At 38.0% G+C, this 13885-nt stretch carries 17 protein-coding genes; 13 read left to right on the top strand and 4 right to left on the bottom strand.

From position 1 onward, the window contains the following. Window positions 1-2: 2 nt before the first annotated feature. From ACZ5QH_RS06310 to ACZ5QH_RS06325, 4 genes are all read right to left on the bottom strand, one after another. Window positions 3-704 (bottom strand): fimbria/pilus periplasmic chaperone, encoded by a 702-nt coding sequence (locus ACZ5QH_RS06310; RefSeq protein ID WP_004722216.1) that lies wholly within the window; start codon window positions 702-704, stop codon window positions 3-5. A gap of 19 nt (window positions 705-723) precedes the next feature. Next, window positions 724-1209 carry a hypothetical protein gene (locus ACZ5QH_RS06315; RefSeq protein ID WP_303577276.1) on the bottom strand — a complete coding sequence of 162 codons (486 nt, stop codon included), beginning with the start codon at window positions 1207-1209 and terminating at the stop codon, window positions 724-726. A 52-nt stretch (window positions 1210-1261) separates the two neighbouring features. Beyond that, entirely contained in the window at window positions 1262-1813 is a 552-nt protein-coding gene (gene fimA / locus ACZ5QH_RS06320) for a type 1 fimbrial major subunit FimA (RefSeq protein ID WP_016539504.1), read from the bottom strand. An 827-nt stretch (window positions 1814-2640) separates the two neighbouring features. Next, on the bottom strand, window positions 2641-3102 hold the full coding sequence (locus ACZ5QH_RS06325; protein ID WP_303577275.1) for a hypothetical protein: 462 nt from the start codon (window positions 3100-3102) through the stop codon (window positions 2641-2643). A 464-nt stretch (window positions 3103-3566) separates the two neighbouring features. On the opposite strand from ACZ5QH_RS06325, the gene ACZ5QH_RS06330 reads away from it, so the two are divergent. From ACZ5QH_RS06330 to ACZ5QH_RS06390, 13 genes are all read left to right on the top strand, one after another. Further along, complete coding sequence (locus ACZ5QH_RS06330) at window positions 3567-4163, top strand: DUF4189 domain-containing protein (RefSeq protein WP_303577274.1); 597 nt, start codon at window positions 3567-3569, stop codon at window positions 4161-4163. Window positions 4164-4272: 109 nt separating this feature from the next. After that, entirely contained in the window at window positions 4273-4728 is a 456-nt protein-coding gene (locus tag ACZ5QH_RS06335; protein WP_034613998.1) for a hypothetical protein, read from the top strand. A gap of 61 nt (window positions 4729-4789) precedes the next feature. Next, window positions 4790-5323 (top strand): hypothetical protein, encoded by a 534-nt coding sequence (locus ACZ5QH_RS06340; protein WP_270386104.1) that lies wholly within the window; start codon window positions 4790-4792, stop codon window positions 5321-5323. 687 nt (window positions 5324-6010) lie between these two features. Beyond that, window positions 6011-6634, top strand: coding sequence for a beta-ketoacyl synthase chain length factor (locus ACZ5QH_RS06345; RefSeq protein ID WP_303577272.1), 624 nt, complete (start codon window positions 6011-6013; stop codon window positions 6632-6634). Continuing rightward, window positions 6628-7455 (top strand): lysophospholipid acyltransferase family protein, encoded by an 828-nt coding sequence (locus tag ACZ5QH_RS06350; RefSeq protein ID WP_151956574.1) that lies wholly within the window; start codon window positions 6628-6630, stop codon window positions 7453-7455. Before ACZ5QH_RS06345 ends, ACZ5QH_RS06350 begins: the two co-directional genes overlap by 7 nt. After that, complete coding sequence (locus tag ACZ5QH_RS06355; protein ID WP_004819853.1) at window positions 7439-7699, top strand: phosphopantetheine-binding protein; 261 nt, start codon at window positions 7439-7441, stop codon at window positions 7697-7699. Before ACZ5QH_RS06350 ends, ACZ5QH_RS06355 begins: the two co-directional genes overlap by 17 nt. Before the next feature lie 9 nt (window positions 7700-7708). After that, on the top strand, window positions 7709-7957 hold the full coding sequence (locus tag ACZ5QH_RS06360; RefSeq protein WP_004819854.1) for an acyl carrier protein: 249 nt from the start codon (window positions 7709-7711) through the stop codon (window positions 7955-7957). Further along, on the top strand, window positions 7954-8505 hold the full coding sequence (locus ACZ5QH_RS06365; protein ID WP_303577271.1) for a COG4648 family protein: 552 nt from the start codon (window positions 7954-7956) through the stop codon (window positions 8503-8505). The genes ACZ5QH_RS06360 and ACZ5QH_RS06365 overlap by 4 nt, the downstream gene beginning before the upstream one ends. Before the next feature lie 11 nt (window positions 8506-8516). Continuing rightward, complete coding sequence (locus tag ACZ5QH_RS06370; RefSeq protein ID WP_303577270.1) at window positions 8517-10205, top strand: AMP-binding protein; 1689 nt, start codon at window positions 8517-8519, stop codon at window positions 10203-10205. Window positions 10206-10215: 10 nt separating this feature from the next. Next, the gene (locus tag ACZ5QH_RS06375; RefSeq protein ID WP_303577269.1) at window positions 10216-10971 is read left to right on the top strand and encodes a glycosyltransferase family 2 protein; all 756 of its coding nucleotides are present in this window, start codon (window positions 10216-10218) and stop codon (window positions 10969-10971) included. After that, window positions 10964-11890: an LpxL/LpxP family acyltransferase gene (locus ACZ5QH_RS06380; protein WP_303577268.1), complete on the top strand. Its 927-nt coding sequence runs from the start codon at window positions 10964-10966 to the stop codon at window positions 11888-11890. Before ACZ5QH_RS06375 ends, ACZ5QH_RS06380 begins: the two co-directional genes overlap by 8 nt. Window positions 11891-11892: 2 nt before the next feature. Beyond that, window positions 11893-13452: an HAL/PAL/TAL family ammonia-lyase gene (locus ACZ5QH_RS06385; RefSeq protein ID WP_464016781.1), complete on the top strand. Its 1560-nt coding sequence runs from the start codon at window positions 11893-11895 to the stop codon at window positions 13450-13452. Continuing rightward, window positions 13442-13861, top strand: coding sequence for an acyl-CoA thioesterase (locus tag ACZ5QH_RS06390; protein ID WP_034613982.1), 420 nt, complete (start codon window positions 13442-13444; stop codon window positions 13859-13861). Before ACZ5QH_RS06385 ends, ACZ5QH_RS06390 begins: the two co-directional genes overlap by 11 nt. The last annotated feature ends 24 nt before the right edge of the window (window positions 13862-13885 follow it).

Raw genomic sequence — 13885 nt, forward strand, 5'->3', positions numbered from 1 at the left:
TATTACTTCAGTTCTAAATCAACTTTAGCCGTTAAACCACCGTAATCATTGACCGTTTGATAACTCAGCTTATTGCCTGAAGTCGCTGAAATTTTTGTTTGGGCAAAAGGACTCGCCATCACATTTGGCACTTTTTGGTTATCAACAAAAACGTTCACAAAAGAAACGTGATAAGGAGATGGATTATTCACCATGATGCCTTCTGCTGATTTTGAAAACTTAAGTGTTTCTAATGCGGCTTCAGGTTTAGTTTTTAGATTTATCGGTCTTACAAACAGTTTGATTCGAGATAAAACAGCAAGTTGCAAAATATTCTTGTCAATCAAAGTCGATTTATCAATCGAAGGAATTGCTTTGACATTGACCCAAAATACCGACTCTCTATCTTGGGGTAAGTTGGTAGCAACATTGACAATTCTTAATGTATTTTCGCTATTTGCTTCTGCGACAAATAAGGGAGGAGTAATCAGAAAATCTTTTGATTTTTCATCTAGATTATTTTCAATCCACGAGTTAATTAAAAAGCGTTCTTTATTGTTGCTGTTGACAATCGCTAATGAAACTTGCTTGGCATCGGTTGGGTAAATAACACGAGTTGCCCCAAGTGATATACCGCCAATAATATTGTTATTGGCTAAGCTGGTGGATGCTAAGCAGGCTAAGGTTATACTAAGAACACCATTTTTAAATAAGTTCAGTTTCATATAAGTCCTTAGAATTCATTTATGGATAAAAAACAGAAATTAAAATATTCGATGCTTGAGCGGATGGCTTTTCTGAGGTTTGGTTGAGGAGAATACCAATCCTATTTTTAGCGAAACTGTCATAACGTTCAGGTCGATCAATTTGTCGAATAAATTTCTGATCCAGACGGGTCTGTTCAAAATCTTGAATGTTTAATTCTTGATGAATATCAAAATCATTTCTTGCTTTTGGATCTGTATAAAACATCTCATGGGTTGGTTTATTTTGTTCAGATAGACCAATGGCGAGATTGTCGTAGATGCTTACAGGGCATAATGAAAAATTGATTTGAATTGGAGAATTGGGAGTTTTAATAGATACAGCAGCATTATTCTCAATCAAGATTGAGCAGCTTTGATTTATCAAAACTCCCTGAAAATGAGCTCTTCCACCAAATACATAACTTTCTGCGTAAATATGAGTACTTACTAATATTCCAACAATCAGGGTTATATACTTTTTCATGGTAAATAAGCTCATGTAATCAAATATTTAATAATTATCTTAAGTAGATAAATTATTCATATTTCACTACAAAAGTTGCATCAGCATTTGCTTGACCTGGTGTAGATGCACCAGTCGCTACATAACGAGCGCTGAATTGAAGTGTGTTATCACCAGTGATCAATGTTTTAGGTGTAGAGAAACTAGCACCAGTAACACCTAAGATTTTTGAAGTGTCATCAGCAATCTCAATCCCTACATTTGTTGCAGCAGTAGAGTTTGTACCACCAGCAGCAACTGAAAGTAAGTTTGCATTAGACGTTACAGACTGACCATAAAATGCAACAGCAGCAGTTGCTTGAACTGTTGGATCACAGTCAACAAGTTTGATTTGGAACGGTACTGGAGTTGTTTTATCGCCAGCAACAGCTAAACGTGCAGTACGGTATTGACCTAAATCAACAGTTTGATTTGAAGATTCTGTACTTACAGCACATGCTGCATTTACGATTTCACCAGTAAAATGTACTGTTCCACCGTTAACAGTTACAGGATCAGCAGCGAAAGCTGAAACAGAAAGCGTTAAAGCAGATAAAGTTGCAGTACTTAATAGAGCTAATTTCATAGTAAAACCCATTCATTTTAGAAGGTTGATTTTTAATATTTATTTAAAATCATTTTTTATGATTTCAATAAATTACACTTAGTCGCACTGTTTAATAAAATAGTAATGTACTTAAATAAATGCAGGGTTATAGTGACTTACATCACAATAGATAACTTTGTATTTTGTGCATAATTAATTTGTATTTGACGCCCTTATCTTTTTTTATGAAAAGTATATGAATTAATGTGATTAATCTGAGGGCTTGGTTTAGATGTGCTGTGTACAGTGTTGTTGCTTATTATTGATATAAGTGAGTACGGTTTTTTGATCAAAAATGCTCATTGAATGAGTAGATCTAAGCTGAGTTTGATAAAAATTCTTGATGAAAAAGGATATTCGGAAATGTCATCTGCAACTGTCTGAGGTAGGCTGATTCTGGAATTGAATAAAATTCAGCAAGACTCCGTCAAGATCATTGTTTTTTAATAGAGTTTTGCAAATGAAGCTTTGGAGTGATTTCTAAATGTAGTTAAGCTTTATCAACTATGAAACTTTTACCATCGCATAGAAATAGATGTATGAAGATCAAGTTTTCAATGCCCCACGATATGATCACCATCTAGGATTCAAAAGTACAAAAAATGAATTGATAACCAACTGTTTATAAAAGTTCATTCAAAACATAAGCTTCATTTATGTTCAATGACTTGATGCAAATCACTTGTATGAATAATTAGATGGTTTGACTATAGTTTGGAAGCCAGACTTACCCTATAAGCTTCTGCTGCATAACAGCAGCAATCAAAACTAGACGATTTATACAACGGTTGATTGTGTATAGCGCTTTATTTTTTTATTTGAGATGGTATTCCAATTTGCGCAGCCAAAGGCGAGAAAATCACTTTAATTGGAGAGTTAGCCTGACTTTGCTGTACATCAGGCCCTATATAATTCTTGCCTTGAGATGTTGCAAAACTACGATGCCACACACTAAGTTCAGTGTCTGACAGCCACACTATATGCAAAGCATTATCCTTTGCGCCAAAGTCGATGGTTTTTACATCAAATTGCGCCAAAGCATGAATAAATGAACGACATTTTTCAGTTTCACCTTTTTTCAGAACTGAAATCTGAACTTGGGTTGCGCCACCAAACATTACATCATTGGCTCGGCACTGAAGAACTTCCACTTGAAAACGGCCATCAGGAGAGGGCAGTTCTCTTATCAGCTTATTTACCGTACTGAATTGGCATGCTGTTAAAACGATGGGCAATATCAGTAAAGTGCATATCCTTATCAGTTTCATTTTATTCCTTGCTATGTAAATACATTACGATTTTTGTTTTATCGCTTTATTCAAATCGGTCAGTCTGCTTTTAGCCAATACATGGAATGCTTCAGTTGAATTGTTTTCACAACTTCTGCTGGTCATCATATCGTGTTGCATGTTTACTGGCGATTTAATTAAGGATGATGTGGTTAAATTTATCTGTATTTTGCTGTTTTAAAACATGTTTTTGTATTGATTTTTCACATGATTTAATTGTTTGTGTTTAGCTGCTCTGCATTTAATCTTAATGGGAATGCTTAGAGAAAATTTAATGAATAAAAATGACTTGCAGAAAAAAGTTGTAGAAGTTTTAATCTAAGTTTGAACGTTAGATAAAATATTAACATTCCATCAATCAGAAAATTGATCATATATTGTTTGTTATTTTGGATAGTAATCATTCAATTTGTTAATGATTATTGGCCATGAGGGCTTTTATTATGTTTAAAACATTCACGATCACAGAGCAACACTATTTTAAACAATTCATGGGGATTGCAAACACGCTTGTGTTGGCGTTTGTTGTTTTGATGTGGTCAGGCCATGTGGCCGCAGAGGGCAATTGTCCTCCTGGTTATTATCCAATTGGTGGGCAAGGCCTGCAAGGGTGTGCACCGATTCCAAGTGGCGGTAGTAATGGTGGTGGCGGTGGTGGCACATATAAATGGGAACCCTCACTTTGGGAAAAACGTTGGGGCGCGATTGCTGAAGATAAGGCAGCACCTTCTCGACCTACAGGTTATGCCCAAGCGACACGAACCGAACGTGGGGCTAAAAAAGTAGCCTTGGAAAATTGCCAAAAAAAGGGAGGTAAAAATTGTGAAGTCATCTTTACCTATAACAATAAATGTGTTGCCTTGGCTGATCCGACTCAAGGTGGTCAAGAGTCTGTGATTAGAATTGATCGTACGCCCGCAGGCGCCAAAGCATTAGCTGCTTATGAATGTCAAAGTAAAAACAAGCAAGAGTGTAAAGTGGTTTACTCAGCATGTAGTACTTATTACGAGCCGGGCGTCAGTATATTTTATTGGTGGTAATACATAGCGGTTCTGCTTTAAGTCACATCGCCTATTGTGATAAACCCGAGATAAGTATTTGAAGTAAAATATATTTAAATAAAAGATCGGATCTTTTTAAAGGATAAAAATGATGAAAGCGGTTAGTTTTTTACTGGGCAGTATTTTAGCTTTGCCCTTGTTTGCACATGCAGATGCCTTGAAACTGCAAAAAAGCACACAGGAATTTGATCAATATCGTGGTCAAATTACAGTAAATGGAGAATATTCATATTATTTTGATGATGAAGTGGCAGGTGATGTTATCTGTTTTCATCCCAGTGCACCTTCAGATCAGTTGATACCGCGTAAGCCGGATGATCGCCGTTCTCGTTGGTTCTGTTTTCGTGACACTCAACAAGCTGCTCAGGCATTGAAACTCAATAAAAGGCCTAAGGAAGGCTATATTGGCTATACAGGACATGCAACTGTAACGGTTGGAGAATATGCGGTTTATAAGGGCGAAAGTGATGGTACTGATCTGGCAAAATTGGTATCAGTCCAAAAAGCAGATACAGCTAAACTGGTTAAAAGCTCAGGTTATTAAAAGACCATTGTTATCGCGATGTTAAATTAAATACATATTTAAAGTTTAAAGGAAATAAATCATGAAAATTGTTAGTTTTTTATTGGCGGGTATGCTGATCACGCCAATTGTTGCACAGGCAAAAACACCACAACAATGGGCTGACTGTGCCGATAAGGTTGGGCGTAGTATCGATGTGCAAGAAGTTGGTAATATCGGCTATGAGTCAGAAATCAAAAGTAAGTGCGGTACACGTCCTGTTCCAACAACAGGTATGGCGAAACCAGATGGTAAACACCCACATGACGTTATACAGGCAGCACCTTGGAAAGCTCGTTTTCAGCAATTAGTTGGCAAATCATATGCAAATCTCACTTCAGCTTTAGTGGTATCCAGTGCAATGCAGCGTCAGGGTGATTGGCTGGTAGGCAGTGGTTATGACCCACGTGGGGCGGGTTCGAGTAAGGCTGTCATTGCGATCAATACCAAAACAGGAAAAGTCATGGCGGCTTATTCCGATACTGAAGATGGTGTTAAGTTCTTTGGCTTTGATGAAAATACCAAAGGTGTTCCAAGTAAATTTTCACAATGGGTTGCGGAAAGTGCAGCAGGCTGATCTGTTAGATGTATGTTTGGCTGATCATGACGTGTAGCAATCAATCAGCCATGGCAAAGGGATGCCAACAATAAATTTGTTCCATAAGTCCTTTTTAAAACCATAGATCAACATAAAATCCCCCTCATCCTAGCCTTCTCCCGAGGGAGAAGGAATTTTCAATACCAAATTGCTTTACTCCACATGATCATTTTTTTGATTTATGAAAAATCTTTAATGTTCAGTTTAAAATATTCATTGTGATTTAAAATCAGCAATTACAGGAAAATTACAATCTGGAGTTGTATAAATAGCTGTGTTCAAAGCTTCGGTTTGTTGTAGCAAAGATATGTTGTTTAGAGAGCAATCGACTGTTCAAAATACTGTGTTATTTCGAATTAATATTTTGTATAAAACCCTGAGTCTGTCATCAACACAGTCATATAAAAAATAGCATTACTTAGCGATAATTAACAGTAAACAAGCTTTTAAAATAAGTTTTATAAGTATAATACGCCACTTGATGAAATGGGATTGAATAAACTGTTGCAGTAAAAAATAGTGTTGCAAGAGGATCTTTTAATTAAGAAACTAATTATTAGACAAAGTTCAATTGTATTTTTTGTATTTATTGTTATTCAAATGTTATAATTTGTCTAAAGAAGGCTTTTTAAGCCAATTAAATTAGCTGATGTTGATGAATAAAACATGCTTCAATTAAATATTTCTAGGCTCACCTTGAGCGAAGATGGTGATACATTTTTAGCACTTGAAAAAATTCCTGCGATGCAACGTAGACGGTTATCAAGTATTGCTAAAATTGCACTGAATAGTGCAATTCAAAGTTTGCAGGGGATTCAGGTCGACTATATTGTTTGGAGCTCACAATATGGCGATGAAGAAAAAACACTTAAAATTTTACAAGATGTTTTGTCAGACCAAACCCCATCTCCGACACTTTTTTCAACCTCTGTACATAATGCAGTTTCAGGTTTGTATTCTATATTTTGTCAAGATAATACGCTCGCGACCAGTTTGGCAGCGTCATGGTCTGAAGCTTTAGTCGAAGCTTATGCTTATTTAAAAACCCACCACAATGCCAAAAATGCCTTGGTGATTTATTATGACCAAGCCTTACCAGAAATATATGATGAGTATCAGAATTTTAAAGCTTTTTCATTGGCTGGAGTGGTCAGTTTAGAAAATGCCAATTTAAAAATTGCTGTAGAAAATCTGCAACTGCAACAGAGCAAATATTTAGAGGCTCAAGATTTTAATGCGTTTTGGCACAATCAAAACCTGATAGAAAAGGGTGCTTGGGTCAAATGCTAAATATCAATAAAGTAAAGAAAAAGTTAAATTACGCTTGGCGTGTTGGTGCTACAGGTTTTAGTTTTGCAAGTTTTGGCTTGGGCGGAATTGTGATTGGAGGTGTGGTTGCACCATTGGTGAAAGTCAGCACATTTGATACAAGAAAAAGACAAGATCGTGCGCAAAAAGCCATTAAATATAGCTTTAAAGGCTTTACTGAAATGATGGTTAAATTGGGCATCATGACCTATGAGGTCGAAGGCTTGGAAAAGCTGGCCCATAGCCGTCAAGAGTTAGTCATTGCAAATCATCCAACCTTGATTGATGTGGTGATTTTGATTGGCTTAATGGAAAAGGCCAACTGTATTGTAAAAAAAGCACTTTGGCGTAATCCATTTACATTGGGGCCAGTGCGTAGTGCAGGTTATATTTTAAATGAGGGATCTGAGCAATTCATTTTGGACTGCGTTAAAAAACTCCAAGAAAAAGATGCAGCCTCATTATTGATATTTCCAGAAGGGACACGAACAGAAAAGGGTGCATCACTGAATGAATTCCAACGCGGTGCGTCAAATATTGCGATTCGAGCGAATGTTCCAATTCGTCCGATTTTGATAGAATGCACGCCCTCGACACTGACCAAAAATGAAAAGTGGTATCACATTCCAAATGAACCATTTCACATTCAGATTACAGTGTTAGATGCGGTACATGTACAGGATATATTGGATGATGCTGCTGTTAACTCAAAACAGGTGAAACAGCTCAATCATTTTTTGCACAACTTATTTAATCAAGCGTTAATTAAACAAGAGTTATCTACAAATGAGCAATCTTGCTGATGAGTTAAAAGAAATGATCATTGATGTGTTGGCTTTGGAAGATATTTCAATTGAAGATATTGATACCAATGCACCACTCTTTGGTGATGGATTAGGGCTGGATTCTATTGATGCCCTAGAATTAGGTTTGGCTTTGAAAAAACGCTATAACATTCATTTAAATGCTGAATCACAGGAAACCAAGCAACATTTCGCCTCTGTGCAAAGTTTAGTGGACTTGGTTGAAGCGCAACGCGCTGCTTAAGAGGTCGTTATGTTATCTGAAGAAATCGTCTTAACAAATCTACGTGAGTGGATGGAAGAACTATTTGAAATTGAACCTGCTGATATCCAGCTTGAGTCAAACCTGTATTCTGATCTAGATGTTGATAGCATCGACGCTATTGATTTAGTTGTTAAAATTAAAGAATTAACCGGTAAGCAAGTTAAACCTGAAGATTTTAAAAATGTCAGAACAGTGCAAGATGTTGTGGTTGTGATTCAAAATATGTCTGCAGAATGAAGCATTTGATCCGCAGTGGAGTCACCGTCTTATTTTTACTTTACCCATTTATCGTGGGCTACAGCCTAGCGCATGGTCATTTTATTTGGGTGAGTGCTTTGTTGGTTCTGCTTGGTGGATCACGCTTATTTTTTAAAAGAAGCGATCTTATGTGGCCATTGACTTGGTTTGCCATTATTTGTGGTGGGCTGAGTTTGATTTTAAAAGATCATGCTTGGTTAAAGCTGTATCCAGTATTGATGAGTGTGGGCGCGTTGATAATTTTTGCGACCACCTTAATCAAACCACCCTCAATGATTGAGCGTTTTGCACGTTTGGTTGAACCTGATTTGCCCGCGTCTGGGGTGATCTGGACCAAAAATGTTACGATTGTTTGGTGTGGCTTTTTTATTTTAAATGCCTGTATTGCGCTTTATACAGTGTTATTTAGCAGTACTCAAATGTGGGTACTTTATAATAGTTTTATTTCTTATCTTTTGATGGGTTTGTTATTTGCAGGTGAATTTGTACTGCGAAAAATTCATCAAGCTAAAAATCATACGAGTTAAAATAAACGCTTATGTTGTGTCATTTTCAAAGCCACATTCATGCTGAAAAATGTCTGTGTATCACCTCTGATTTTAGTGTCAAAACATTCTCCCAATTTTGGCAGGAAGTGTTGAGTGAAAAAACACACATTGAACAATCCGCTGAAAGTGCATGGGCCTTGTGGCAAAATGACAGTTATGATTTTTTAGTGTTATTTTTTGCAGTTTTACTGGCAGATAAACAGGTGATTCTCCCGCCAAATCGTGTGCGTGATTTGGAAAAAAGCTTAGCAGCTCAGAATATTTATTTTATTGAACGACAATATAAACAGATTAATCCTGTGGTTGAAGATACTCATCACATTGATCTAAATGATGATTTTTTAAATCGTGCAGCAGTGTTTTTTTATACTTCGGGTTCTACAGGACAACCTAAAAAGATTCCGCGTAGCCTAAAACAGCTGCTTAATGAAGTACAGGGTTTAGATCAAAGTTTTGATCTAGCAGAAAATGCACTGGCGCTTGCTACAGTCAGTCATCAACATATTTATGGTCTATTATTTAAATTACTTTGGCCACTTGCCAGTGGCAGAGCTTTTTATAATCCGCAATTGGCATTTCCTGAAGATGTGGTTGAAGCACAAAAAAAGCTACAGCATTTAAGCCACGATCACTTTGGTTCAAATCATTATGTGGTTTCCAGCCCAGCACTTTTAAAACGTTGGACCTCTGATGTATTACTTGAACAGTATTCAGTGGTTTATTCTTCAGGTGGTAAACTGGATGCTGGAGTGCGTCCGCTGCTCAATGCCAGCATCACCGAAATTTTTGGTAGTTCCGAAACGGGCGGTATTGCTTATCGCACACAAGATGAGGCGCTTTGGACCCCGTTCGCAGATGTCGAAATTAGTGTTACAGATGCAGGTGAACTGGGTGTCTTGACTCAACATGCCTATATCAATAATTGGATCTATACCGCAGATAAAGTCGAAGTGTCTGTGCCTAATGATCGAAAAAGCCAGTTTCAGCTTCAAGGTCGCTTAGACCGTATTGTTAAGCTTGAAGAAAAGCGTTTAAGTCTTGATTCTATTGAAAGTGCTATTATTGAATTACCAGAAGTCAGTGAATGTCATACATTGATCTTTGAAAAAGATCATCGACAAATTCTGGCATGTGTGGCGGTATTGTCTGAACAAGCTCAATTAGAACTTAAACACAGTCATAAGCGTGCATTTGTCGCAAAAATAAAACAACAACTTGCAGATAAATTGGAATATATTGCGATACCGAGGCAATGGCGTTTTTTAAGCCAATTACCGAAAAACGCCCAATCAAAGCTCAATAAAAATTATATGAAATCATTATTTGAAAACTTAAATTTACCCGTGGTTTTAGCATCGCATATTGATGCCAATAGCGCAGAATTTAAATTAGAATTTATTCCTGAACTGGCTGCTTTTAGTGGGCATTTTCCTGATCACCCGATTTATCCTGGTGTTGGGCAAATTGCTTTTATTCAAAAGTTCGCTAAAGAGATCTGGGCTGATCTAGATTGGTGTACAGGATTAGAACAAATTAAGTTTCAGGAATTGATCCAACCGCATGCCGTGGTTTTGCTTAAACTTGAGCGTAAGGCAGATAAAATCAGTTTCCAGTTGCAGCAGGCTGAACAATCTTTAGCATCAGGACGTTTGGTTTTTGCTACTACGGTTAAAGCTTAGGAGACAGAAGATGCAGCAATATCAATTGGGTTTTGTGATTCCTGTGTATAACCATCCACATTATATCAAAGCATTACTGGACTATATTCACCCTTATGGTTTACCAGTGGTTTTAGTCAATGATGGTAGCGATATTGAATGTTCGACCTTGTTGCAAGAATTGGCGCAGCAGCATAAAAATGTATATCTGGTCGAGCACGCGACCAATCAGGGCAAAGGTCAGGCCGTGATGACAGGTTTATATCAGGCACAAGATCTTGGCTGGACACATGCTTTACAAATTGATGCAGATGGACAGCACGATTGGCAGGATATCGAAAAATTTATCACCATCTCAACACAACATCCTCAAGCAATGATTTTGGGACAGCCGATCTTTGATGAAACGGTGCCTAAAAAGCGTTTGTATGGTCGTTATGTCACCCATGTCTGGGTTTGGATTAATAGTCTGTCACTTGAGATCAAAGACAGTATGTGCGGTTTTCGTATTTATCCACTTGATCAAACCATTCACGTCCTCAATCGAGCAAAATTCCAACCACGCATGGGTTTTGATAGTGAAATTCTAGTGCGCCTAAAGTGGGAACAAGTTCAGTTTATCAACGTACCTACTGCCGTGATTTATCCAGAACAAGGTATTTCACATTTTAATGTGTGGAAAGATAATTTAGGACTCAGTAAAGCACATGCGCGACTTTTTGCAGGCATGTTGATTCGCTTACCTAAACTGTTGGCACAAAAAACCAAAGGTTCAGCACATGACTGAATCACATACAAAACGATGGAGTGAGCTTAAAGAAAAGGGTGGAATGTTGCCTTTGATGTTAATGCTGTGCTTCTACCGTTTTGGTGGGCGTTTTTTATGTAAGCTGGTGCTGTATTTCATTATCATGTGGTATTGGATCTTTTCTCGCACAGCGCGTCAGGCTTCATTACTTTATTTACAAAAGTTGCATCATTTTGCTCAAGAAAAGTCACCATTTTCACATCAACCAAATATGAGTCATTCGTATATTCATTTGATGACATTTGGTGAGTGTATTTTGGATAAAATTGAAGGCTGGTTGGGAAAAGTCGCAGAAGAAAAGCTGATCTTGCATGGGCATGCGCATTTTCGGGAAAATTATAAAAAAGGTGCGATCATTGTGGTATCGCATTTTGGCAATATCGAATTGCTACGTGCGATCAAATCTGATCACCAACAAAAAATCAATGTATTGGTTTATCAAAAACATGCCAGTAAATTTAATGAATTTCTTAAAAAGCTCAATCAAAAAGCCGATGTGCATCTGATTTCGGTCGATGAACTTGGCGTTGATAGTGCGATTCTTTTGCAGGAGAAACTGGATCAGGGTGAGTGGATCATCGTGGCAGCAGATCGAGTGCCGGTTCAATCGCAACGTGTCGAAAATCTTAAATTTTTAGCTGATGAGTCCGCTTGGCCGCAAGGACCTTGGATTTTAGCGAGTTTACTGAAAGTTCCGATATTGGCGGTTTTCTGTTATCGCAAGCAAGACAACTTTCATGTGCATATCCATTCAATCGCTCAAAAACTTAATTTTCCGCGACAAACCCGTAACCAAGCCATAGCTGAAGTCATACAACGCTATGTTCAACTGGTCGAACAGCATTGCGTAGATGCACCTTATCAATGGTTTAATTTTTATAATTTTTGGAACAAATAAAAATGCAGACACTTGTCATCGGAGAAAAACCACTTTCAATTGAAGAGGTTGTTGCTGTCGCAAATCAACAGCTCAAAGTGGCGCTGCCTAAGTCTGAAAGTTGGCAGGCATTGATTCAACGAGGTGCCGATTTTCTCGATCAATTATTGCAAGAAGAAGGCGTCATCTATGGGGTAACCACAGGTTATGGCGATTCTTGTTTGGTTGAAGTGCCTGCACATCAGGTCAATGAATTGCCTTTGCATTTATCTCGTTTTCACGGTTGTGGTTTAGGGCAAAATCTGGACTTGATCACTGCTCGTGCTGTGATGGTGACTCGATTATGTTCTTTGGCGCGTGGCTATTCAGGGGTATCGCATGCTTTACTTGAGCGTTTGGTTTGGATGCTCAATGAAAATATTATTCCAGTGATTCCTTCAGAGGGTTCTGTCGGCGCCAGTGGTGATTTAACCCCATTGTCTTATATTGCAGGGGCATTGATCGGTGAACGGGATGTTTACTATCAAGGTAATATCGTTGCAGTTGCGGATGTTTATGCTGAATATGCGATACAGCCTTTGGCACTCAGACCCAAAGAGGGACTTGCCATTATGAATGGTACTGCGGTAATGACCGCAATGGCCTGTTTAAATTATAAAAAAGCTGAGCAGATTAGTTTGGCAAGTACTTTAATTACAGCATTAAATGTGTTGGCATTAGAGGGCAATCCAAGCCATTTTGATGAGGTGTTATTTGCTCAGAAACCACATGCAGGTCAGCAGGAGATTGCCAAGCAACTGCGTGAATGGTTAAACGATAAAGTACAAACAGAGCATCAAAGTCCACGTTTGCAAGATCGTTATTCGCTGCGTTGTGCACCACATATTATTGGAATCTTTGAAGATTCTAAAACTTGGCTTAGACAATTTATTGAAAATGAATTGAACTCAAGCAATGACAATCCTTTAATTGATCCGATCAATTTACGCGTGTTACATGGTGGGCACTTCTATGGTGGACATATCGCTCAGGCTATGGATAGCTTAAAAATTATGATTGCCAATATTGCTGATTTGATGGATCGTCAGCTTGCACAGTTGGTCGATCATAAAATGAATCATGGTTTACCGCGCAATTTGACTGGTGCTAAAACTGATCGCTTACCACTCAATCATGGTTTTAAAGCCGTACAGATAGGCGTGTCAGCTTGGACTGCCGAAGCGCTTAAACAGACGCTTGCCGCTTCAATTTTTTCACGTTCAACCGAGTGCCATAATCAAGATAAAGTCAGTATGGGCACGATTGCCGCACGTGATGCGAGTCGGGTGATTTTATTGACCGAACAAGTGATTGCTGCATTGAGCTGTGCTGCGGTTCAAGCAATTGAACTGAGAGGATTGGCACAACAATTAAGTCCAGTGCTGGGTTTGTTTAGACACTGGGTACTGAAAGAATTTCATTTTGTTGAAGAAGATCGTCCATTGCAAAAAGAGCTACAAGCGATAGTGGATCATCTTGAAAATCTCAGTCTGTTAAACTGCAATCTGTTGCAGCACAAGCAGGAGAACGCTGATGTATGCTGATGTCATTATTGATGTGCCATTTCATGATGTCGATACCATGAATGTGGTTTGGCATGGGCATTATCTCAAATATTTTGAAATTGCCCGTTGCAAATTATTGGATCAATTTGACTATAACTATAATCAAATGAAAGATTCAGGTTATGCATGGCCAGTGATTGAAAGTTATGTCCGTTATGCGCAGGGTATTATTTTTGGGCAACATATTCGAGTACGTGCGACTTTAAAAGAATGGGAAAACCGTTTAAAAATCGAGTATCAGATTTTTGATGCAGAATCGGGTAAACGCCTCACCAAAGGTTTTACCAGTCAGGTGGCAGTCGAGATAGAAACTCGAGAAATGTGCTTTCAGTCACCACAAATATTTTTAGACCGCCTATATGCCTGGTCTGAATTTAAGACCAAATAGGGGGGCATAAAAAATGTTGAATTT

Source organism: Acinetobacter sp. Ac8, from assembly GCF_055392545.1.